21 protein-coding genes are annotated in these 22768 nt (G+C 45.4%); 10 read left to right on the forward strand and 11 right to left on the reverse strand.

Going from position 1 to position 22768, the window contains the following annotated elements:
* Positions 1–109: 109 nt before the first annotated feature.
* The 3 genes from NTE_RS15880 to NTE_RS15890 all read right to left on the reverse strand — a co-directional run bounded on the left by NTE_RS15880 (position 110) and on the right by NTE_RS15890 (position 2761).
* A complete protein-coding gene (locus NTE_RS15880; protein ID WP_148701918.1) occupies positions 110–670 on the reverse strand; it encodes a hypothetical protein in 561 nt (186 codons plus the stop codon).
* Between the two features lie 409 nt (positions 671–1079).
* Entirely contained in the window at positions 1080–1367 is a 288-nt protein-coding gene (locus tag NTE_RS17435; RefSeq protein ID WP_148701919.1) for a hypothetical protein, read from the reverse strand.
* Positions 1368–1696: 329 nt separating this feature from the next.
* Positions 1697–2761, reverse strand: coding sequence for a TerC family protein (locus tag NTE_RS15890; protein WP_226987066.1), 1065 nt, complete (start codon positions 2759–2761; stop codon positions 1697–1699).
* Positions 2762–2944: 183 nt separating this feature from the next.
* Between NTE_RS15890 and NTE_RS15895 the strand changes: the two genes are divergently transcribed.
* Positions 2945–3400: a PepSY domain-containing protein gene (locus NTE_RS15895; protein ID WP_158385695.1), complete on the forward strand. Its 456-nt coding sequence runs from the start codon at positions 2945–2947 to the stop codon at positions 3398–3400.
* A 986-nt stretch (positions 3401–4386) separates the two neighbouring features.
* Here the strand turns inward: NTE_RS15895 and NTE_RS15900 are convergent.
* From NTE_RS15900 to NTE_RS15910, 4 genes are all read right to left on the reverse strand, one after another.
* Positions 4387–5127 (reverse strand): prohibitin family protein, encoded by a 741-nt coding sequence (locus NTE_RS15900; RefSeq protein WP_264357926.1) that lies wholly within the window; start codon positions 5125–5127, stop codon positions 4387–4389.
* A 472-nt stretch (positions 5128–5599) separates the two neighbouring features.
* Positions 5600–7216 (reverse strand): SLC13 family permease, encoded by a 1617-nt coding sequence (locus NTE_RS15905; protein WP_148701922.1) that lies wholly within the window; start codon positions 7214–7216, stop codon positions 5600–5602.
* Positions 7217–7259: 43 nt separating this feature from the next.
* On the reverse strand, positions 7260–7397 hold the full coding sequence (locus NTE_RS16880) for a hypothetical protein (protein WP_158385697.1): 138 nt from the start codon (positions 7395–7397) through the stop codon (positions 7260–7262).
* Positions 7398–7440: 43 nt separating this feature from the next.
* Positions 7441–7911 carry a universal stress protein gene (locus NTE_RS15910; RefSeq protein ID WP_264357927.1) on the reverse strand — a complete coding sequence of 157 codons (471 nt, stop codon included), beginning with the start codon at positions 7909–7911 and terminating at the stop codon, positions 7441–7443.
* Between the two features lie 469 nt (positions 7912–8380).
* Here NTE_RS15910 and NTE_RS15920 point away from each other — a divergent pair, with 469 nt between their 5' ends.
* Entirely contained in the window at positions 8381–9460 is a 1080-nt protein-coding gene (locus NTE_RS15920; RefSeq protein ID WP_148701924.1) for a slipin family protein, read from the forward strand.
* 198 nt (positions 9461–9658) lie between these two features.
* Complete coding sequence (locus tag NTE_RS15925; protein WP_158385701.1) at positions 9659–11068, forward strand: NfeD family protein; 1410 nt, start codon at positions 9659–9661, stop codon at positions 11066–11068.
* On the opposite strand, the gene NTE_RS17680 is transcribed toward NTE_RS15925, so the two are convergent.
* Together NTE_RS17680 and NTE_RS15935 are read right to left on the reverse strand one after the other, a co-directional pair.
* Complete coding sequence (locus tag NTE_RS17680) at positions 11065–11163, reverse strand: universal stress protein (RefSeq protein ID WP_226987292.1); 99 nt, start codon at positions 11161–11163, stop codon at positions 11065–11067. The two genes, NTE_RS15925 and NTE_RS17680, sit on opposite strands and share 4 nt — an antisense overlap.
* 309 nt (positions 11164–11472) lie before the next feature.
* Positions 11473–12318 (reverse strand): cupredoxin domain-containing protein, encoded by an 846-nt coding sequence (locus NTE_RS15935; RefSeq protein WP_158385703.1) that lies wholly within the window; start codon positions 12316–12318, stop codon positions 11473–11475.
* Between the two features lie 1267 nt (positions 12319–13585).
* Here NTE_RS15935 and NTE_RS17440 point away from each other — a divergent pair.
* Positions 13586–13888 (forward strand): universal stress protein, encoded by a 303-nt coding sequence (locus tag NTE_RS17440; protein WP_148701928.1) that lies wholly within the window; start codon positions 13586–13588, stop codon positions 13886–13888.
* Between the two features lie 8 nt (positions 13889–13896).
* A complete protein-coding gene (locus tag NTE_RS17685) occupies positions 13897–14067 on the forward strand; it encodes a universal stress protein (protein ID WP_420835317.1) in 171 nt (56 codons plus the stop codon).
* 292 nt (positions 14068–14359) lie between these two features.
* Here the strand turns inward: NTE_RS17685 and NTE_RS17690 are convergent, their stop codons facing one another.
* Entirely contained in the window at positions 14360–14596 is a 237-nt protein-coding gene (locus NTE_RS17690) for a YnfA family protein (protein WP_226987068.1), read from the reverse strand.
* A gap of 330 nt (positions 14597–14926) precedes the next feature.
* Between NTE_RS17690 and NTE_RS15955 the strand changes: the two genes are divergently transcribed.
* The 5 genes from NTE_RS15955 (at position 14927) to NTE_RS15970 (ending at position 21235) form a co-directional block, all read left to right on the forward strand.
* Positions 14927–16387, forward strand: coding sequence for a YncE family protein (locus tag NTE_RS15955; protein ID WP_148701929.1), 1461 nt, complete (start codon positions 14927–14929; stop codon positions 16385–16387).
* Between the two features lie 815 nt (positions 16388–17202).
* Positions 17203–17679 (forward strand): cupredoxin domain-containing protein, encoded by a 477-nt coding sequence (locus tag NTE_RS15960; RefSeq protein WP_148701930.1) that lies wholly within the window; start codon positions 17203–17205, stop codon positions 17677–17679.
* A 412-nt stretch (positions 17680–18091) separates the two neighbouring features.
* Positions 18092–18235 carry a hypothetical protein gene (locus tag NTE_RS16885; RefSeq protein ID WP_158385706.1) on the forward strand — a complete coding sequence of 48 codons (144 nt, stop codon included), beginning with the start codon at positions 18092–18094 and terminating at the stop codon, positions 18233–18235.
* Positions 18236–18743: 508 nt separating this feature from the next.
* Positions 18744–20564 (forward strand): aminotransferase class I/II-fold pyridoxal phosphate-dependent enzyme, encoded by a 1821-nt coding sequence (locus NTE_RS15965; protein ID WP_148701931.1) that lies wholly within the window; start codon positions 18744–18746, stop codon positions 20562–20564.
* A 263-nt stretch (positions 20565–20827) separates the two neighbouring features.
* Positions 20828–21235, forward strand: coding sequence for a YidH family protein (locus NTE_RS15970; protein ID WP_158385708.1), 408 nt, complete (start codon positions 20828–20830; stop codon positions 21233–21235).
* Positions 21236–22012: 777 nt separating this feature from the next.
* Here the strand turns inward: NTE_RS15970 and NTE_RS15975 are convergent.
* Positions 22013–22624: a hypothetical protein gene (locus NTE_RS15975; protein ID WP_148701933.1), complete on the reverse strand. Its 612-nt coding sequence runs from the start codon at positions 22622–22624 to the stop codon at positions 22013–22015.
* Positions 22625–22768 lie beyond the last annotated feature (144 nt).

Genomic DNA, 22768 nt, shown 5'->3' on the forward strand with positions numbered 1-22768 from the left:
GATACTACTATTTGTCGACATATGTATAACAGTCGATTGATTGTCTAATTAAGAAAGGAGTATACCTTGTCTTGCATTGTACTACAATGCGAGGACTGGACACAATGCACTATGCTGAAAAGGTGAAGCATATAGTATCGCCGTCCATCATTCTAATGTCTGTCTGCTTGCCAAGCACATCTTGTGACAGTTCTGATATGAGTGTCTTGACATAAAGCGACCATTTGCTCCCCAGATTATGCTGAATCTTGAAGTAGTATTTGCCATCCCTAAATTCGATATTTTGTTGTATCCATGATACGGTAAGCCAGGTTCGCATAATCTCCACAAAATCATCAATATTGGGGCTGTCGTTCATGAATGCTAATATTCTCTTGAACCTTTGCTTCTCTATCTTTTGGGCGAGGTTGACTATCTGCTCATCGGACAGCCTGATCAGTGCTTCGCCTAGGAAAGCCTCTGTCATGGGAAGGAGCCCAACCTTTCGCTCATATCTCTCCCACTGCACATGATTGACAAATATTCTTGCAACATAACTGTTGAGGGTGACCCCTTCTAGATCAGCATCCATTCTCAATTCATCAATAAGCACGGTCGGAAGCCTGAATGTAATAGTTTCAGTCTTGGCCTTTTTGACATCTGAGTCTTTACTATCGTTGTCCCACTGCACGATGGATACACATAGCTTCTGATAGCATGCGCTTGAATTAAAACTTGTTATGGCCGTCTAGTGACAGAAATTTATGTCCATAAATTTGGATCCTGGGAGCCGGTTATATTGGTTCATTTTGCCGTCGGCGGTACATGCATTGCGTCACTTCTTGCCAAGAATTACTCTACTGTGCATTAATAGACAAATAGCTTATTATGAAATGAAAGTAAATGATTCACGCAAGAAAGAAAACGAATGCATTAGAGACCTTTCAGAATAAAGTAAATAGTTTCTTAATTTGTCTCTGCACAGCGCTATCTGCAACCCTGGTCGTGTCGACAGATGGATCCTTGATAAATGAATCGTTTTCGGCCGTACAGGTGCCTTCAGAATCCTCATCCCCACCCTCAACTTCCTCTCCCTTGATTCAAAATTCAACACGGGACACGACAAAACCTTTTGGAGCAATTATTTCACCAGCGCCATTGGATGTCGTTCCTTTGAATGTACCCTTTATTGTGAATGGGACCGCATCTGACAATGTTGAGATATCGACGGTAGAAGTAAGAGCAGTAAACTTGGCGGATACGAATGGGACAACGTATGCTTTGGCGACATCCTCGGACAGGTACGCGCACTGGACCTTCACGTTGACAATACCCGACGAGACTTTCGAGAACATAACGGTCAGGATAACTGATACTTCAGGCAACATGAAATGGATGACTCACCGTGTCAACATTACTAATATAGCAGCCACAACTCTGCCACAACAATAAGTGTTATAGTTGAGCACTGATCCGGCTATTTAAATAGAAAAACATATGGGCGCATAATCGTTACCATTAATTTTTTGGCTCTCCTAGACGTTCATATGATACTCCAACTTTTGAAAACCAAGGTCAATTGTATTCCTATTGATTCCTGCAATCGACTGATTATGCAATCCGACAGTGCGCAGAGTTTGTGGAAGATCCTAGCGCGGCCGTATAAGATGGTGTGCAAGAGTCAGTGTTTTACAAAACTGTAGCTATAGAAGCTAACTCATCTTTTATTATCTTTGTCAGACTGTTGCTTATTTTTAAGAGCATTTTTGTCGCCAATCCTCGTTTTAGCAATTGACAATCCTACGGCAGAGCCAAGTATTGCAAATATCGCAGCCAAAGAGGCTTCGATTGGAATCTTGTAGAAATCTGAGAACAGCATCTTTGCACCCACCAGAACTAGCAACGCAATGAGGGCCGGCTTTAGATAGTAAAACCTGTCCATAAGTCCGGCAAGCAGAAAATAGAGACTTCTCAAGCCAAGTATTGCAAATATGTTTGAGGTTATCACTATGAATGGATCGGTAGTAATAGCCAGGACTGCAGGAATAGAATCCATAGCAAATATTAGGTCGGTTAGCTCGACAACTACGAGAGCCACAAGCATCGGAGTCGCATAGAGGACGCCCCGCGTCGAGCGAAAAAGAAATTTGTCCTCCCGTAGTGTCGAGGTTATGGGCACTAGTCTCCTCAGGAGCCTTACCGCAACATTTCTCTTGATGTCAATTGTTTCCTTTTCTCTTCTCTGAAGCGCCATCCGCAACGCGGTGACGAGCAACAACCCACCAAACACGTACAACATCCAGTGAAAGTTTTCGAGCAAAGTTGTTCCTGCAAGAATGAGCGGAATTCTCATGGAGATGGCGCCAAGGATACCTAGAAAGAGCACTTTGTGCTGATATTTATGAGGTATTGCAAGAGAAGAAAATATAATTGCAAAGACAAACATGTTATCGACACTCAGTGACTTTTCAAGAGTGTATGCACTTACAAATTCGAGGAGACTACCATATCCTCTGCCGAGGTAGATGATCAGAGCAAATACTCCGGCAAGCGATATCCAAGCAATTGTCCAATGCAAGGCCCGCCTGAAAGTAATATTTGTTCCAATTTCCTCTTGGACTGGACAATTCTCTTGGTCTGGAATTTTGGAAGAGGATGTTGACTCCTTTCTTCTGAACCGCATTTTGCTTATTACTCCAAGGTCTATAGCCAACGCTGCTCCAACGAAGAGGCCAAATACCAGCCAGAGAATGTAGTAATAGTAATTGCCATCAGGAAGCAATCGGAATTCACACAGTCTCTTTACTCAGAAATTGGACTAATTCGTATTTGATGAAGGTGTTTACCTTGTGTTGCAGTGTGGACCTAATTCGTAAATACACACTAGATGCAGCAATATTCATAGAATGACGAAAAGTCAAGCGTATTTTCATTCTCTTTCTTTTTCCTATTGTTTATGGCAGGCTTGAGCGCTGCCACCTGGAAAGAGACAATTATCAATACCACATCATCGAACGCATATGCGCAGATCGCAACAACCGAACCCGATGAAAAGCAAGCAGCCTCAAGTGCTGTGGCCACCGTATCTACTACAGGTTCTGTAAATGCCACCCAGGCGGCAATAGACTTTTTGAATGAAAATCTTAATCCAACACTTGTGGATGCAACAGACTTAGCAGAAGATCAGGTTGTTAACGGTACAGTGATCGGAGGCCGGTTGGACGTAGTGCAGGGCCACTTGGTGTACAATGTCACGGTGGTCGACTCAGACAATGAAGTAATGTATGAGGTAGACATAGATCCAAACACCGGAAGAGTCCTTACTACTTCTGCCGTTGGAGCGCCTTTTGGAATTCTTTTTACGACTGAAAATGATTTAATGATTGAATTTTTGAGCCAGAACTTAATGCAACCTGGTTGATGCTGCTAATACAGCAGAAAATCATTTTGTAAATGGATTTGCGATAGCGGGCAGCTATGAAGTTATGCAAGGCAGTGGAGTATACACCATTACTGTGGCCGAAATAGACAGAGCCACACTGTACAAAGTAGTAGTAGACCCACGCAATGGGAACATCATATCTATCTCCGAAGCAGTCCCAATGGGGGAGCTGAGAATTGTAGGAGTCTTCTGAGAATAAAGGACAGAGATGGTTCGTATCGCCCCCACCGGGCAGTGGCGAGCGCTCAAAGAAAGAGATCGACGAAATTGAGGACGTCGGTCCGCTCCGCCATGGCAAATGAAATCATCAAGATAGTGGTAGAACAACGATAGAGTCTTTAACGGCACTGCCTTGATTGGGAGGATTTCATGAATGAATCTCGTTGGTTCAGCGCCAATTGCAGGTTCTGTGAATGCTCCTAGAATAGATCTTTTTGCGCTGATCGATCGATCATCCAATACCAAACAAACTTTTATGATTGAATTGAAGTCCATAGAAACAAGAAAAAGGAAACTCGCCTTCACAGTTGTTGATCTGCGGACTTCCCGGTCCTCCGTGTTCATCTTAACCCTCGGACCGCAGGATTATTGGTTCCGTAATTTCTTGGGCGAGCTATCGGCACTGAATCACCACACTACGGACAGTGTGTAAAGAACTTTGAATTGCCATTGTACTGCCATACTCATTTGCAATTATTGCACCTTAGCTCAACCATGTATTTTATAGGGATTTTCATCTTAAATGGTTAAGATGGCGCATGTGACCCAATTCCATCGGGCAAACAGATAGCATCTTATTGAGGAGTCCTTGGGGCTAGCACTTCGTTTCGGTGAAGACATTCAGAGCCCTTTCCAGCACGGTGCGGAGAACCAATACTGGAAAGAGGCTTTTGAAATCCCAAAAACAGCATACGGGCTTCTATTTGCGCTACTTCTCTTAAAGAATTGAAAAAAATACATTCTTGCTAAGATGTCCTCGTTGCGTTTTGTATTGCTCCTTCTCCTCCACCATCTTCATCTGTGGCGGAAGCGCTGCCGCCAGTTGGTATCTGGATGAAAGGCGTTGCTCCTCCATCTCCTCCTCCCACTACAAATGGCAGTTTACCGTCCCACTTTTGGGTCTTGAGCCATTCCAGGTAGCTTGGGCTCTCGCGTAATTTCTGGTCGATTATCTGTATTGCCTGTGACTCTCCCTCGGCATGAAGGATGTTTGACTGTCTTATGCCTTCTGCGCGAGCAACGTTGGCTTTTTGCTCGCCGATGGCCTTTGCCTCTGCCTGCTGGGCTTCTATCTGGATTCTACGCAGCTCGTTTGACGCCTGTAAAGCGCGCTGCTCAGCCTCGACTTTTGATTCTACGGCCTTTGTGAACTGCTCTGAGAACTTGAATTCTGTGATTGATATCGTTTCAACGACGATGTTGTAGATGGCCAGCCTCTGCTTGATCTGCTCTTCAATCTCAGTCTTGACAGTCTCCCTCTTTGTGATAAGTTCTTCTGCATTAAACCGGGCTGTAACCTGCTTGACAGACTCTTGAATTGCAGGGCTTATGACTCGCTCTGCATAGCCAAATCCAAGCTGCTGGTAGACTATTTGTGCGCTATCTGGATTCAAGTGGTAGTTGAGAGCGACTTCAGTTCGGACATCTTGAAGATCCTTCGATGCCGAGGCTGCAACTTCGCTTGTTTTTTGAGTCCTTACATCCATCTGAAGGACGTTGTCCCGAAAGGGTGGGACAAGGTGCAGACCCACCTGCAGCGATACGTTGGTGTCGACAGCAGGGCACTGGCAAGTGTCAAGAAAGTATGAGGACGTGTAATACAGCGCCTCCCTGCTGAAAAATGGCGAAGGGCATCAATCCGTGCCTTTTGCCGGGACAAAGCCGTTTTTCAAGTATTGACCGAAACAGAGCATTGCTACTTGATGCGCCCCTTTTGGATCCAATGTTTCCTGCAGGCGGGCTACGAACTGCCCAAAGATGCCCAGTGCGACCCTAACTAGAGAGATAGATCTATGCGACAAAATCAGGACCTTATAGGTTTACACCACAGCAGTCCTGCATCCGACAAAATGACAAATAAAAGTGCACAAGAAAGCCGTCACAACCTGAATCGTAGATGATGAGAAGTGGTGACGCCGATGCGCCCGATGGCTCCTGGTGTAACTCCATATTTTTTTCTCATTTTCCCCATGCGAGAGGCGCCAGCAAGCTCGTCATTACCGTAACCAAGACTATCCCAATGACGTCAAGAGGAAGACCTGCCCGGGCCATCCTTTTGGCAGTAATATGCCCCGTTGCAAAGACAATTGCGTTTGGAGGAGTCCCAACTGGCATGACAAACCCATAACTTGTGGCAACCGCTACGGAAGCCATCAGCAGAATTGGGTCCATAGACAGCGACGAGGCAAGCGAAGCTGCCACAGGGATGATGAGCGCTGCTGATGCTGTATTGCTTATAAATTCACTCGAAAATATTGTTACCGCAACGATGACAAGGATTATCACGATATAGTTCATGCCACCCAGCGAGCCTAGTGATGTGGCTATCCTTACATCAAGTCCAGATTCTGAAAAGGCATGGGCAAGTGCAAGTCCGCCGCCAATCAGAATTAGAACACCCCATGGAATCTTGGCAGCAGACTCCCAGTCAAGGACTGCTACTGCTATTGCTCTTGAATGTTTTTTTGGATTAGGAGAGGCAGCAGCTGATGGTGAGGAAGTCGAAGATGGGGGAAGATGCATATTGCCATCGTTTGAATTTGCTTCTTCTTTCTTTTTTCGGTCACCTTGACTTGCCGCAGAGCAATTAGAAGAAGCAGCTGCAGGGATAAGGAACAAACTTACCGCAGCAGCGATGGCTATCATCGAATCATCTACCATCGGAACGAGGTCTTTCCATAATAATCCACGGCTGACCCATGCAATTGCAGTGGCAAGAAAAACAGCTGCTACCATCTTTTCATCCCTGCTCATCTTGCCCAGCTCTGCCAGCTTTTTGGTTATCAGCGACTTTTCACCTGCAATCGATGATGACGGCATGCTCTTTGCGTCAAGCTTGGTGCCAGCACCAAGATTGACAAGGTAAGCCCAGGCAACAAAGAGCGAGACGGCACTTACTGGCATCCCAACTACCATCCACTGGGAAAATGTCACGTCAGTATCGAGAATTGATTTTGAAAGGGATGCAAAAACAGCGTTTGGAGGCGTACCTACAAGGGTAGCCATGCCGCCGAGGCTGGCAGAATACGCGACTGCAAGCATCAGGCACACGCCAAATCTTGCTCTTTGTTTTTCGTCGTCTATCAGAGCTATCACCGCTGCCGCTATTGGGACCATAAGCATCGCGGTGGCAGTGTTGCTCAACCATGCACTAAGAAAGCCGGTGACTATGACAAAGGCCGCAACGACGTATTTTGGGTTTGTCCCAAAAATCCGAAGGATGTTGAGGGCAAACCTTGTATGCAGGCCTGTTTTTTCTACCGCCTTTGCTATGATAAAGCCGCCAAGAAAGAGGAAGATGATTCTGTCAGCATATCTTGCCGCCGTATCTCCCAGATCCGTTACGCCAAATAATGGAAATAAGACTATGGGGAGCAGCGCAGTCACATATATCGGAAGTGCCTCAGATATCCACCAAGCGACCATCCAGGCTGTAGCGCCAAGAACTACTCTCTGTTCAAATGTTACTTCATCTGGAAAAGGGAAGAATGCCGCCAATATAATAAAAAGCAGAGGTCCTGAGACAAGACCGAGCTTGCCAAGCATTCCTTCCTTGGCTGCAAAATTAGCAGTCATAGGCTATACATAAGCCATCTTGACCAGGATAAAGACTGAGGCATCATATCCCGCTCATTCTGCCATGATGTTTTTTATTATGATTACAGCTGTAGATGCAGGTTTCTAAATTGGTCTTTATTTTCCCCTTGCCTTTCCCTCTGCAGTTTTTGTTCCCTTCGTCTTTTGATATCATCATCATTGTCATTATCTCTATCTCCAGATATACACACACTCTGCCATGTCTAGTGAACTAACATAACGGGACACATAGATCTTTCTGACACAGCTCTTGCCACACTTCCAAGCGATGTGATGCGGCGAATGCCTGTTAATCTACCACTCCCTATTATTATCAGGTCTACGTCATTGTCTTTTGCTACGGTTAGAATTTGCTCGACAGGATTACCAACTCTTACCAGAGTTTTTACTGCATTTGCCCCTGCAGCAGCTTCGAGCGTTTCTTCGAGAGCCATTTTCTTATCGGCGAGCATTTCTACCGCTGCCTCTTTCATTCCCTGGTACAATTCCTTTAGGTACTCTCTTGACGATTTCACATATGAGATTTTCATACCATAATCGAGACTCGGAGGAAGATGTATTTCTGGAACTACATACAAAAGAAAAACTTGAGGACTATTTTCTTTCACAGAACGGGCTAAGTCAGCGGCATATCCAAGAGCTTTTTCGGAGGGCTCGGAGCCATCATAAGGCAAAAGAATTCGCTTCAAAGCTGCTTGTATGCAGTGCACCGAGCAATATTTATCTCTCTGTTGCAACTATGTTTTCAGTGCAAGGCAATGCGCTGCAAAGAATACTCATAGTAGATATCCAATTATTTCTTGTACTCTGTGTAATAGTGAGCTAGATACAAAATGACTACTTCCGCTACTACAGCATACTGAGAGCAAAGCAGCAACACATCTAAGTTCAAGGTATCGTCGTTCCTTACGACGGCTCTCCTTGTTCGGAGAGCGCTTTAAGACTGGCAATCGCCTTGGCAAAATCCCTCAAGTATGAGGGAGATCACACTTTTGACCGTAGTGCGAGAAATTGTTATTCCGCCTATGATGAGGCAGACATTCTAGAACTTGTGAATGTGTATGCCTCCTCTTCGCATACAAATATGGCCGTGGGATGAGACTTTTTTCTGAAACTTAAATATGTGTAGGAACCATAGATAGTATGAGCACCTCTCAATTATCCTCATTGTCCGCGTCGTCCCCCTCTCTGTCTCCCTCGCTAATTCTAGAGCAGCTGGCTCTTCCGGAGTTAATTGGAATAGGCATTGTAGTGATAATATTCCTTGTCGTTGTGGCGTCGTCCATCCGGATTATTAGAGAATATGAAAGGGCCATAGTCTTTAGGCTTGGTAGATTAATTGGAGCAAAAGGACCTGGACTGATAATACTCATACCATTCATAGATAGGGCCCTAAAGGTGGACCTGAGAGTTATCACCCTCGATGTCCCCAAGCAAAAGATAATCACTCTTGACAACGTAACGGTTGACGTCGACGCTGTGGTTTATCTGCGTGTAAGCGATCCCAGCAACGCGGTAGTTAAAGTCAACAACTACCTGATGGCGTCAAGCCTGCTTTCTCAAACCACTCTCAGGGACCTTATTGGGCAAACCAGCTTTGACGACCTCCTCTCTAGAAGGGAAGATCTGAACAAGAGGATGCAAGAAATTCTTGATACAGCAACCGATCCTTGGGGTGTAAAAGTAAGCTCTGTGGCAATAAGGGATGTTTCACTGCCTGAGAACATGCACAGGGCAATTGCAAAGCAGGCCGAAGCTGAAAGGGAAAAGAGAGGTAGAATAATCATTGCAGAGGGAGAACTCATTGCAGCAGAAAAAATGGCTCTGGCTGCTGATTATTATACAAAGAATATCGCGGCTCTGAGGCTACGGGAGCTTCAGACATGGGCGGAAGTGGCAAGAGAAAAGAACATGATAGTAGTAACAGCCGGTGGTAGTGGAGCAGTAGGAGCAAATAGTGGCAGCGGTGACAACCAACGCGATCTCGGTTCTCTGCTTGGCATAATCAAAGAAAGAACACCTGTCGCCGAACAAGTCGACGCCGAAAGGATAAGGGAGATCGCAAGAGAAGAGCTAGCCTCTATAATTAGCGAGAGGGGCGGCGAAGGAGAACGTCGCCGTCCTCAAGAAACTAAGGGGCGGACGGGGCGAAACAAAAATCATAATGATAATAATATCATAAACGACCGTACTGTAAATTCAGATGACTTGAGTGAGGGTTGAGGAGATGTGGGCACTCGAGGATGATAATGATGACGATAATTTCGAGGTCCATCGCTTCTTTCTCTCTAAATGAATCTAAAAAATAATGTCAAAAAGCCGTCGTATTCCCTACATCAGACAGTACGAGAGCTGTTGTTGTTGCGAAAGCAATTTCATCGACTCTTGATGTTGATTGTCCTTTGTGCAGCCGGAGAGTTTGTGGTATACTGCTGCTCAATCTCGCTGTCGCCTGGCATTTCTTCTCCTATTACCATAGTGCATGCCCAAGAGGCGACCAGCTCCTCATCCTCTCCAAGGGAGCGACAAATACTCTGGGTCGACGTTAAGGACATTATCTCATCTGCTACCGCAGATCATATCTCGTCTGCGATAAGCCGTGCTTCAGACTCGCGTGAGGAGGTGGACGACAAGAGTAGCAGCAGCAATTTTTCTGCTGTCATCATTGCCTTGGATACACCTGGCGGTTCAGTCGATGCGACTTTCAAGATTATAGAAAGCATACAATCCTCCAAAGTCCCTGTAATAGGATACGTCTACCCTCAAGGAAAAAGCGCGTGGTCGGCAGGAACGATAATCCTTCTTGCCACAGATTATGCGGCCATGGCGCCCTTTACCACCATAGGTTCTGCTCAGCCAGTGGCCGGCGGAATCCCCGTAAATGATACAAAGATTGTCAATGCGATAACAGAAAAGATAGTCACCCTTGCCCAGCTACACAACAGAAATGTAACTCAGGCTACTCGGTTCGTAACACATAACGACAATCTCACACCTGAAGCAGCCATGAAAAACCATGTTATCGAAGCCATAGCAAGGGATCCGGAAGAACTACTTCAGAAAGCAAACAATTCCACCGTGATGACCCTCGCAGGTCCAAAACTTTTGGATACTCCTTTCAGCAATTCACACATTGTCGTTCACGAGCCGAGCCTTCGAGTTTCTCTGGTCGACATCCTTTCAAATCCTCTCCTTTCCACTACCCTCTTTACAATCGGGTTTTTTGCACTGATCTATGGTCTCACATCTCCAGGCTTTGGAAGTGAAATAGCCGGCGCCGCGATGATAATTCTTGCGCTCATTGGTCAGGGTTTTGACATCAACTGGGCAGCTTTTGCGCTGCTGGCGATAGGAGCCGGCCTTATTGCATACGAACTTTACTCGCCCGGATTTGGCGCGATGGGAATTGGCGGCATTGTACTTCTCGTTGTAGGATCCACTCTCATGATCACCCAGCCAGTGCGGCCGCTACTGATAAGCGAACATCGAATGTCTGAACTTGTCCTAATATCTGCGACAATCACTGCTCCGCTTGGAGTCTTTTTTGCGCTGATAACGTACAAGGCATGGAGGGCAAAAACGCAGGCACCTTTGCCGTTCGTACTTCAGAGCCAAACAGGAGTTACAGTTGAAGCTATATCTAGCACCAAGCCCGGCTTTGTGATTGTAGGTGGGGAATACTGGAGGGCCAGAACCGAAGAGGGTAGTGGAATTGAAATAGGAAAAGGCCAGAATGTGAGGGTGGTAAGAAAAGATTCAGATCTATTGATCATCGAGCCATTCAAAGAAGAAAAAGAAGAAAAGGAGAAACGGGAAGGAAAAGACCCCTAGCTCGCTAACACGCGCACGTCGCCCTTAAGTGATTTAGCAAGCTCTAACGCCTGTCTGATTGCATTGTCTGAAGGCTTTGAGCCATCATAGGGCACAAGAATATTGAATGCCAATCAGTCTCTCGATATCCCTAGTTTTGATTTAAGCATTTAGACAAACAGCGAATACGAGCCAATTACTTCCAACATGACACACAGATATACGGTTTACGTCGGATACCCGGCTTTTACGCTCAAAGGGGGGGGGTACTATTTTAGGATAATCATAGATGTGCTTGATACTAGATAGAGAGCTATGTTATACCTTCAATGAGGGAGCAGGAGAAAGAGAGAGAGAGTATAGTAATAATAATAAATGAAATAGTGAGGGAGGGAAGGTGGTGCAGTGAGGCGGCACCACCCTTCCTATTGTGTCAGCTGGAACTTGAACTGATCCAGTGGAAGTGGGTCACTTAGTTTTCCATTCACAGAGTAGAGGACCACGCTGATAGTGTAGTTTCCAGGTGCAAAGTTCCCTTGCACATGAAAAGCGCCCGGGTTGGAGTGTATTGTAGACGCCCTGTCCGGCCCATATGTAGTTGTCTGATTGTAGTTGCTGCCCGATATTAGCTCTACCTGCAGGTTGTTTGTCGATGGGAAGTAATGGCTGTAGACTGTCTGCTTTGTATCGCTGTTGGCCATGGTGAAGTAGTAGCTGGCCGGCGTAGTTTCCTCAAGTGATACCGTAGTCGGCTCGAATTTCAGCAGATTCCTATCAAACTCAGATAGGCTCCACGTACTTCCTGTTCCTGTCGAGAATTCAAAGTTTTTGCCAAGCGTAGACTGGTCGCTAACATGCACAAGTCCCGTCCTCCACGGATGGATCTGGCAGTAGTATGAATAGTCGCCTGCTTTATCGAACTCGTACTGGAAGAAGTAGAGGTATGACATCACGCCAGAGTTGAACAGCTGGCCGGAATCCGGACTGCCGGGACTACCACTCGTAACGGTATGGGGCTGTTCAGGGTCGTTTTCAAACCATGCCACTTCGGTATGCCTTGGGACTGCAATTTTGGGAGGATAATAATGATAGAGGCTTTCCTTTTGAGCTGCGCCTGGGACTATGGTCACGACGTATGTTCCTCCAAACGTGTGAAATGCGTATGCGCTGTTTGGTGTCAATATTGCCGCCGATGGCAGTAACACCGCAGCCAGCAGTACTGCTGCTACCATGCACGCCCATAGCGGCGCCGACGTTTTGAAGTTGATCATTTACCTCTAAAAACAGAGGGTCAGAGTTAAGATGGCGGACTGCTGAGCAATGCAGTGCAATACAGCAGAACCTTGTTATCCAAATAGACATGATACTTGGCAATCATCTAATATTTGCAAAAAGGCTCATTGCAGACAGAACAACTGGCGCCTAGTCTTGTCTGCCCCCTCCACCTTCCAATATCTCAGGATGAGAATAGAGAGCAAAGACATCCCGGAGCGGATCTCAAACCACTGACTGGTAGCTTTCTATAGCCGCGTTTCTAAAATAATTGCTTTCGCGCAAGGTGGTTGTTGCTGCTGAAGAAATAAGATGCGTGTTAACCGACAAATAGATATCAGCTAGCGATTCTTGTTATATAACATTCCCCTATAATTGGTGGACAGGGTAGGAATGAATCTACGATTTGGCTAGAGATTCTCATCCTGTGCCTTAATTTGTAGAGCCAAAGTTGTAATATTACTAGGCGGAGGCACGCACACGCACACATGAAATATCATCATGGGCCTACAAAACAATCGCCTCTACAAATGCGCCATAGCCAAAGATGGCGAGTTGCCGATTCGTCACCCTTGCTGGAGAGCACAGTCCAGTTATCGGATGCGAATGATGCGAATGATGAGAAATCTCAGGAAACGTGATCACCTGAGATTAATCAGAACCCGCGAAAGCTACCTTGACATGCCACTTCAATAATAGATAAAGAAGGCGGGCGAATCTCCCCTCCCCTCACCTCAAGCACGTTAGAGGTTGCACATAATACCAGTAACTTTTCCACATCAATTTTTCTGATAAAAAATTTACTCGTTATCTAGTATCAGGGAACGGGGGAATTCCGCTTGAGTGGGGAGAAGCAGCACTTGATTGATCAAGACCTTTTATTCATTATTTTGGTCCCAGCAATCGCTGGGGGTGTCTTCTTGCCATCCACAAGATGAAGAAACTCGAAGAAAAGTACGGAGTAGCTTAACCGCAGTATCTGCTCTGATTCAAGTCACGATTAAACCTACAAGTCAGAGCACACCACAACGGATGCAATGAATAGTAATGGTGAAAGAACGATTGACTGCCTAGCTTAATAGAAAACCAGTCATTATCTTTATTATTATCTTTCTTGACCCACTTGGGCACCACGCGGGTCAATTGTGACTCGTACAAAGTAAGGCTATCGCCTCTAAAGCCTTGCCACACATTCTCCCTAAAAGGAACAGAATATGCAACAGTAATAATTAATGGCGCATATCATATCAAGAATAAGAACAGTAAATGGAAGGAGAAGAGGTGGAGGAAAACGCGGCACCGTTCTCAAGGATCCTTGTCGCGGTTGATAATTCCAAACGCGCCATTAGGGCTTTTGATTATGCCATTCGATTGTCAATGCTAGCACCGTACAGGGCTGCTACTATTTCAGTCGTGTATGCAGTCACACCTCCTGTTGCCGGCGAAGAGGGTGTGCCAGCCCCAAAGTTGATCGAATCTTTGCGAAAGGAAGGGGAGCAGTTAATTGCACAACTCAAATTGCTCGCCCAAACACAGCTAGCAGTCAGAGCTGGAGTGACAACAAGGTAGATTACACGATAAAAGAAGGAAACCCTGTCAAGGTTATTCTTGCTTCTGCGAAGGAGACCCGCTCTGACCTAATTGTAATGGGAAGCAGCGGAACTGGCGGCATCAAGGAATTGTTACTTGGAAGAGTATCGCATGCAGTTTCAAACCATGCTTCATGTCCTGTGTTAATAGTTAAATGAGGCGTGGCATTGTCAAGTTGTCGGTCGTTGTAGCATGTCACTCCAGAGTCCGCAACTGAAGACTTTACAGTGTCCGGTAATCATTGAAATTGCTCCGGATGGCTCCCAAATCTATGAGCCAACAAGGTGATCGTCGTAACATTGTATTCTCCTTATAGCATACTCGTCTTTGGCTAAGTTGCGATTTGCTGCTAGCGTGGAGCATAAAAGGTTACGGCTGCTCCTGCAAGAGCCACAAGAGAGCCGACTGTCTCGTACCTGTTGAGCCTCTTTCTATCTGCTAATCTCCCCTTCAGATTATCAAAGATACAATGCAAATTCTGCCAAACGCTGCATAGACGCATCCAAAGTCTGCTTGCTGCAAAGTCGGAATCATTCCGTACTCAAAAAGCACTATTCCGAAGATTCCAAGTGCAAACTTTTCACGAATTGAGAGCCAGACAAGATACCTGCCACCAATCTCGCAGAGACCTACTAGAAAAAAGAAAAACAATGTAAGAAGAGTCCTGTTGCGTATGGGAATCTGCACGATATCCCATCAAATCTCGGTGCCATTATTGGGATTGAAGCTACTGCTAAAGCTAACTGCTTCATTAGCGTGGAAGTCATGACGAGGTTATATACACTCGGCAGTGACGCTTTAGGGAAAGAAGAACTATTGCGATGTAAAACTGCCAGAGAGTAGGGGGCAACTATTTGGCCTAATGACAAGAAGATAAACCTGAAGGAAGAGGCAAAATTGTTCATCATTGATAAGCAGAAGATTGATGAAACGCGTGTCAGCCAAATACCATGTGAGAATGCAGTGCATTGCACAGAAATCATTGATCTTAACTAACATCACATTGATTTTCAGCCCATGGCAGATGAAGCAGCCGAGAGCGGAGGGTTGTTAGCAAGACGGAATTTGAAAGCAAGGACTTTCTCTGGAGTAAGTGTTGTGCTTCTTGCACTATCATCTTTAGGCATTGCATTCTTTTCAATCCCAAATGATAGGATGGCAGCCAATGCCCATCATGTATTGGATGAGATTGATGTACCGGGTCGACCCATGAGGATGTCGCTGGCCGGTGATCGCTTGTTTGTTTCTAATCTTGGGCATAACATAGTTTCAGTCATCAATACCACTACAGGGCATGTGATTGGAAATGCGACTGTGAATACTGGAGTAATGGCTGTTGAGGCAGTCCCAGAAAAGAACCGGCTCTATATTGCAACATTTGAAAGTGGACGCATTGATGTTTTCGCGCTTGATTCACTGAAATTCCTGCAGGGGATTTCCCTTCCTGGCAGTCAAATCACCTTTTGGTACTCTCCAAAGCACAATTTTGCAGAAGAGACGACTTTTCTTACTGGGGGATGGTCGATGGATTATAGTCCAACAAATGATATGTTGTATGTGGCTAATTACAATGCTAATCTAGTCACTGTCATTGATACCAATACAGACAAAGCTGTAAAATCAATACTGGTTCCCGACCATCCGTTCATCGTTAAAGTTGACCCTGTCTCCAAAATTCTGCTTGTTGCCAGTATGGCCAGCAGAAGCGTGACACTAGTCTCAACTGAAACGAATGAGATCATAGATTCTGTTACGACGGGATGTGGTCCCTCAGGAATTGCTGTCGATAGTCAAAGGAGTCTTGCATACATTACACACCGTGCTTGCTTTCACATTGCAGTGCTAGACATCGCAACACACAAAGTTGTCGGTCAGATTCCTGTGGGAGCGATAGTAGATGGAATTACGATAGATCCCAGTGAACACATGCTCTATGCATCATACATGGACAAGAATTCAATAATAAAGATTGACAGCAAGACAAACGAAATCATATCGACAATAGATATGAACGACACCGTTTTTGACATGGTGACCGATCCAGCAACTCATAACCTTTATGCGTCGACCAAATTTGCCGACAAGGTCTTGGTCATAGGCCCCGAGGCGATGGCCACAAGTCTGCCAGTAGTCACATTCGAGACGCCTGTGATTGTGCCGGGAGACATTCGAGTTCACGGTGAAGATGTAACAGCTTCAGACCCGATGTTGCATGTTGTTGACAAGAGCCTGACAATGGAAGTGCAAAGTGCGGATGGCGGAGATATCTCGATACAAATACCTCGGTCAATGCTTGATGCTCAAAGTGAAGGAGCAGACTCAAAGTTTCAGGTGCTTATTGACGGCAAACCTGTAGAGTACCAGCAGACTGCATCGAGCAGCGATTCAAGAGAAATAACCATGTTTGTCCCGCAAGGTACGCACGCGCTAACGGTGACAGGGACCAAAGCCGTAATCGGGTTTGTACAACAGCAGTAGTCATGGCGGCAATAGGAACAAAAGAATCGTCGCTGCAGAACCAATCTATGATAGCAATCATCATGGAAATACCGGGTGAGTAATAGGCAGCTCGATGCCTAAAATCCAAAAGTGAATCGCCATTAGGCCACGATAGAGCGGTGACATAAAATCAGTTGCCAGCGCAGAAGAAACGCAGTCGGCATGACAATGATATTAACTTTTGTTGAACATTTGTAATCCGCTCCGCCTTGACCTTTCATACCTATCAGCTGCTACTAATGTGGTACCTTTTGATTTCTCCGTCATAATCCGAATGACATTCTAGAAAATATAGATAGAGCAGAAATTTCAGGTTGTAAGTCTGTGAACACTACTGCCGAGAGGATTGGTGAGGTTAGTCGAAAACTGCAACAATATTAGCCTGAGGTTTTTAGGGTGCTAGCTGCCCCACCTCAAACATGATTTAGAGTATATGCTAATGGCATTGTTTTGATGGAATATATGTCCTCGTACTGCGCACCTGCACTGCATTTCACTGCATTCTGTGTTCATAAATAACTTTGAGGCGCAAGATTATTGCGATTGATAATATGTTAACAGATATTCCTAGAGGAGGAGCAGAAGGCGGAGAAGGATGTGAATCTGGGCATATTGCAGAAGAATGTATCCGGCTTCGCTACGAATGTTGCACTGAGGAGAGGGAAGGCAAAGTAGCACACACGTACACAAAAGCAAAGGTCACAAACTTGCGCACAAGTGAGACGAAAAAGTTGCCACTATTGTTATTATCATTATCACAAAAATTAGGAGTAGCGCAGGATGGCTGACAGAGCATGACATCTCCTCTTAGGCTGACCAACACTGCAGGAATAAGCTTAATGGCCTTTATAGTGGCCGTAGTAGCCAGCCTAGTCTATTACGAATACTTTTACATTCCAGAGGCAAACAAGAAGCCAACGGCGCCTACCGAAGTACTAAATCCACCGGGATTCTCTTCAGTGACAATCGTAGAGGGTTCATCCAATCCCAACCAAGCACAAAACTACGTTCCAAAGCAAGTCAGAGCAACACTTGGAATCGACAACAAGATTGTATGGACAAACAAAGACACGACATTTCACAGCGTGACTACGGATACGGGCTATGTCGATCCAATAAACGGTAAATTTGATTCGATTGCCAGTATAGGCCTTGTAGGACCTGAACAAAAGTATGAATTTACGTTTACCCGAGCAGGCGAGTACCCTTACCATTGCGAGCCTCACCCATGGATGACTGGCAAGGTAACGATAGTGGAGAACTTTGCATGAGGTGAGAAAAGACGAAACGGTGTATGTACTGTATCCAATGAAGATGATCATGATCACGCGGAGGGTCCTTTGTGACAAAAGGAGACATGGAGAGAGAGAGAGAAAGGGAGCGATTTTACATCTTTACTTAAAAACCGTCTTGTGGATCCAGTAATAGGGCGCCACGCATTGCACTGCATTCGCGTATCTCATAAATACAATTCTGTTCTGATCTACTGCATGTCTGAAGCTGAAAAACATCATAAGTTAGAAGAATGTGGTTGTGAAGGTGGAACGAAACACAGGCATGTCGGAGAAGAGTGTATCCATGAGGATACCGGCGCCCGACACAAGATTCATGACTGCGAGTGCTGCACGTGATGAGAGGAAATCCATTCCAAAAATCTGAAACACAGACGGAGCATAGTTTGTCATGAAGGTTTACGTTGTCCTCCGCGAAACTGCAAAGGAGGAAGGCGGAGATAAAATAGTTGCAATATACGGCAACGAGAGAAAGGCATTGGATGAAATTGAAGAAGATGAATCTTGCTATTATCTGGAATATGAAGTCCAGTAAGAATGGGGCAGGTCAGAAAGAAGCCGGTAATATCTCATTTCAAGAGATATAACTAATCTGCCGCGCGACCCAGTGAAGATAATACGAGTCGCAACTACTTTAGACACCCCTAGCCTTTCCGTGCTTGAGCTACTTGAATATGAGGTGTAAAGGAATGACATACGCTATGCTCTAACAAAAGGTGTGATTTCGTTTGTATGGTTGCCGCCTCATGCTTCTGAATTTTACAGACGATTGGAGGCAACAGACGCAGGAATTTTGCTATTGAGCGACGATGTCTGTTGCAATCCACTCAGGTGCAATTTTCCTTATCAAATTGGGGCCGCTTGTACTCTATTGCATAAAGGGATGCGAGACAGATAAGCAGATACTTTCGAGAGCGGGAAAGAAACTCGATAAATCAGAATTCCGCCTTCCAACACGGCCTGATAGATGAGCAACAGTCGAAACCCGATTGCAAAATATGTAATACACTGCAGCGCACAAAATTCTCTCCTCTTATTACCAATTGTTTGCAATAAAAGTGGTAATAGATATGATCGATTCGCAAGTGGAGATTATCAAGAGCAGGTCTGAAAAGGGAGGCTTTCCACAGGGAGGGATAAACCTCGCACTGTGTGAAAATCCGCTACTGCCACTTAGAGAGGCGATAGAGGCGGCCAGAAACGAGATGCCGCTTAGCAACCACTATACAGAACCACACTCTTCAAAACTTAGAGATGCCATATCACGGCATGTCGATGCGCCTTGTGAAAATATTCATATCAACGCTGGTTCCGAACTGATACTTAAACAACTCTTCACACTCTACGGCAGAAAAGTGCACCTGATATCTCCAACTTATTACCTTTTTGAAGAAATAGCGGAAAGCAAGACACACACGATTCTCGAAGAAAAAGATGATTTCCTATTTGACATGTCGGAGCTCGTCATTCCAGAAGATACCACGCTGGCAGTAGTTGTCAATGCAAACAACCCCACAGGCGGCATTTTTGACATAAACAAGAACACCTCTATCATTGAAAGACACCCAAAAACCATGTTTCTAATAGACGAGGCAATCATTGAATTTGGAGGCAAGCCGGCAACAGAGCTTGTGTCCAAATACAAGAATGTGGTAGTAACACGCACATTTTCAAAGGCGTTTAGCCTAGCCGGTTGTAGGGTAGGATATGCACTTGCCAACAAGGAACTGGCTGGTTACTTGAACAATCACAACGATGCATATCCACTTGCAAGGCCATCCGAAGCCGCTGCCATAGCGTCAATTCACCACTTTGACAAGATATCAGAAAGGGTAGATACCTTGCGCGAGATGGCCAAAGACCTTGCTTTGCAGTTAAAGAATTTAGGCATCAGAGTATTCCCATCTGAGACCTACTTTTTCCTGATCAAATTACCCTACAAGGACGTAAACGCAGACCAGTTTTCTGAAAAGCTGTGTTACAAGAATATTCATGTCAGGCCGCTACACCTTGAGGGCCTTGAGAATAGGTTTGTAAGATTTGCTACTTCAACCGCAGAGAACATGACCTTCCAGTTCACATTCAATTCAGCAGGCACTTATCCATACTATTGCATCCTACATCCGAATATGGTAGGAACAGTAATAGTTGACGGTGCAACGCAGTCATCAGGGGCGCAGCAGACGCAATCGCCAGTGCCTGCGACTACGATGACGCAGCAGCATGAACATCAGCAGCAGCAACAGCAACAAGCACATGCATCTCAGAACACATTGAGCCATAGTATGATCAAAGCAGAAGGGGTGAGCATGGTTGAGAATGTGAAAATTTCAGGAATATTGATAACAGGTGAGAAAGAAGTATCCGTCAGCCTTGTATACAGTGGAAATGTCACTAATGCTACTACTAGTAGCAGCAGTACGCCCAGTGTCACAGTAGTTGCATTTACCAACCATGAGAATATGAAGAGGACGATGATGGGCATGGACATGATGGGCGGTGACGGCAGGGGTGCTGAAATGAGCAGAGATGATTCAATGGGGAGCATGAGCGCAGGTGGAGGAAGTGGTCACGGCGGCGGTATGGCTGGCGGAAGTGGAATGGGACAACATGGCATGAGTCAAGGCACTATGACGATGATGAGGGGTAGCAGTAGCAGCAACAACAACACTCAATCTTCTATGAACATGACGATGATGAATCATGAAAACACAACAACTGCAATGCAACGATCCCAAACTGGCAGCACCTTTGTAGAGGGAGGGTGGAAATCCGGCGTCGCAGTCAAGGTAAAGCTAGACGGAGATTCCTCAGCATTCGAGGCACAGGATATCCATGTGATGGTCTTTCCACACATAGTTTGAGCGAATGTGGAAGAGAGCTACTTGTTTTATTGTCCTCCTCTTCTTTCCTTTTCTTAATACCTTTATCCAAATTGTAACTTGGAAAGTACTTTGTCATACACCTTGACTGCACTGCCTTCCGTCAATTTCTATCGCTGCAATCATAAAGTTGAGTTGCATATCCGTGCCTTTTCCTTTTCTTCTATATAGTCGACCCAGGTCTGGTTAACTAGATGGAAAAGAATGGCGATGCCTTTACTTTGTATAGCTTACAATCGGACTCCGTGACCGACGATAACGAAGAAATCAGAGTATCGGGAAAAGGTAGCGGAAATAACAAAGAGCACGATGTCGACAGCTCCACGCAGTTTTTGGCCAACGAGAGGACTTTTCTTGCATTGCTTCGGACATGCATTGCAGTTATTGGACTGGGTTTTGTGGTGGCAAGGTTTAGCCTCTTTTTGCGCGAGTTTGGGTTGATAACGATGACAAGAAGGGAAGGTGGTGCGATTCAGCAAGATCTGTCATTATCATTATCATCATCATCATCTGCCGCACACTCTCCATCATCCTTGCTTGGGCCAGGCATGGTGGGCCTTGGGATTGCGCTTGCAGGATATGCGTTCTACAACTACAAAAAAGCACATCGCATCATTGAAAGCGGGGAGGCTATGTGTCGAAGCATTCTATAATGTATGTAGCTACTCTCGGCTTGATTGCTTTTGGAGTCATGGTAATAGCTAGCACGTTGCGAATAAACATCATTTTATTCCGCACAGCAAGAGGGTCCCTAATCTCGTTTAAGAAGTGAGTAGTAGTCGGACGCAGGCTTAAGGAACATGTTTATATTTTCGAGACCCCACTTACACGCGTTACGATCCGACGGAATCGCTTCATAACATCGAATTGCTGCAGGTCCGTGGTTTTCGTATTCAAATCGATTCACGCGTAAAGCAACAAAGTAAAACCTTTTATTTCGGCCCGGGCGCTTCACATCTTTTCTGGTTTTCAAAGAAAAATACTGCGATAGTAGTAGTAGGCAGAGGCTCGGTTAATAGACACAACGTATCTCGCGCTCGTCAGGCTTGAGCAAATGTTTGATCATTCTAAAACTCTAGGGTTGTCGTATTTCCCTGTCAAATACTTGGAGGAGATCAAGCGACATCATCAACGCTCCAGAGAGAACGTGTCAGAAACAACAACAATACACAGATGATTATTTTACTAGTCAGCAGAACCTCTACAAGCGCAGTAGCCGAATTCGTCTATTCTGGAATTGCACAGATCGCAGTATCCAAACTGATCATATTTAACCTCCCACGGCTCCTTCCTGTACCGTTTGTAATGGTCGTCAATCTCCAGCGGAATAACAGAGGCTTCGCTTCGCAAATTCGAGCCCATGCATTCCCGGCTGCATGAAAACTTAAAAGATTTCCCACGAGTGTTTCAAGGAGACTATAAAATAATCATTACAAAAGTCTCTTCGCTGTAGTGTAAAGCTCAATCCTTTCATCTTCGCATACTCTTGTATGGTGGTTTCTGCAAAATTCCTGTAATTGGGCGATACCTTTGTTGCAAATAGAATATGCCGCTCCAGATGCTCTTGGGTCGGGGCGATCATGGCTCAGGGCAGTACAGCTATCGAGTAGGACAGAATACTGCCTGTCTGCCATCGCCAGTTCCTTGTCAGAAAGAGTTGCAAGTGCCGGAGAATTCCAGTACAGGCCAGTTAAAGCTATCACGCTGAGAATAGCAGAGAATAAGGCGACCATGATAAGAAAAACTGGCGATCTTAGCTTGTTCCCAACGGAGCGCAAAATTGGCTTTTTCCCAAAGTCGTCAACCAGGTCGGCTTCAATGGTGATCCTGTATGCCACGCCTGCCGATCTGAAGGCATACGTAGAAGACCCTTTTGAAAATGCTGCGGTAGCAGGATTAGAACGATCAAGCCTGTTGGCAAGCACGCGCCGTAACCTGCTCACCTGACATTGTGTGATCTGCAGCTGTCCCATTATGCCCTCTAGGTCGGAGTCTCTTCTTTCTTCCCAGCTGGTGTCTTCGTCTTCAAGGCCACCTGACACCTAATAGTGCACATCCTGATGCATTGAAGATATCATTATTGGAATTATAATATCATCATCATTCTATCACAAAAGAATTTCTGCCATATGGCATTCACTCACTCCGGTTTCCTGAAAACCGTAAAGGCTCCTCATACGAGATCG

This window comes from Candidatus Nitrososphaera evergladensis SR1, from assembly GCF_000730285.1.
Lineage (GTDB): Archaea > Thermoproteota > Nitrososphaeria > Nitrososphaerales > Nitrososphaeraceae > Nitrososphaera > Nitrososphaera evergladensis.

Excerpts from the sequence above, each read along its gene's own strand:
- NTE_RS17440 (WP_148701928.1), top strand. The coding sequence starts at position 13,586 with ATGGAAGGAGAAGAGGTGGAGGAAAACGCGGCACCGTTCTCAAGGATC.
- NTE_RS15960 (WP_148701930.1), top strand. The coding sequence starts at position 17,203 with ATGACATCTCCTCTTAGGCTGACCAACACTGCAGGAATAAGCTTAATG.
- NTE_RS15900 (WP_264357926.1), bottom strand. The coding sequence starts at position 5,127 with ATGGATGTAAGGACTCAAAAAACAAGCGAAGTTGCAGCCTCGGCATCG.
- NTE_RS15955 (WP_148701929.1), top strand. The coding sequence starts at position 14,927 with ATGGCAGATGAAGCAGCCGAGAGCGGAGGGTTGTTAGCAAGACGGAAT.
- NTE_RS15920 (WP_148701924.1), top strand. The coding sequence starts at position 8,381 with ATGAGCACCTCTCAATTATCCTCATTGTCCGCGTCGTCCCCCTCTCTG.
- NTE_RS15905 (WP_148701922.1), bottom strand. The coding sequence starts at position 7,216 with ATGACTGCTAATTTTGCAGCCAAGGAAGGAATGCTTGGCAAGCTCGGT.
- NTE_RS15935 (WP_158385703.1), bottom strand. The coding sequence starts at position 12,318 with ATGATCAACTTCAAAACGTCGGCGCCGCTATGGGCGTGCATGGTAGCA.
- NTE_RS17435 (WP_148701919.1), bottom strand. The coding sequence starts at position 1,367 with ATGTTGCCTGAAGTATCAGTTATCCTGACCGTTATGTTCTCGAAAGTC.
- NTE_RS16880 (WP_158385697.1), bottom strand. The coding sequence starts at position 7,397 with ATGATGATGATATCAAAAGACGAAGGGAACAAAAACTGCAGAGGGAAA.
- NTE_RS16885 (WP_158385706.1), top strand. The coding sequence starts at position 18,092 with ATGAAGGTTTACGTTGTCCTCCGCGAAACTGCAAAGGAGGAAGGCGGA.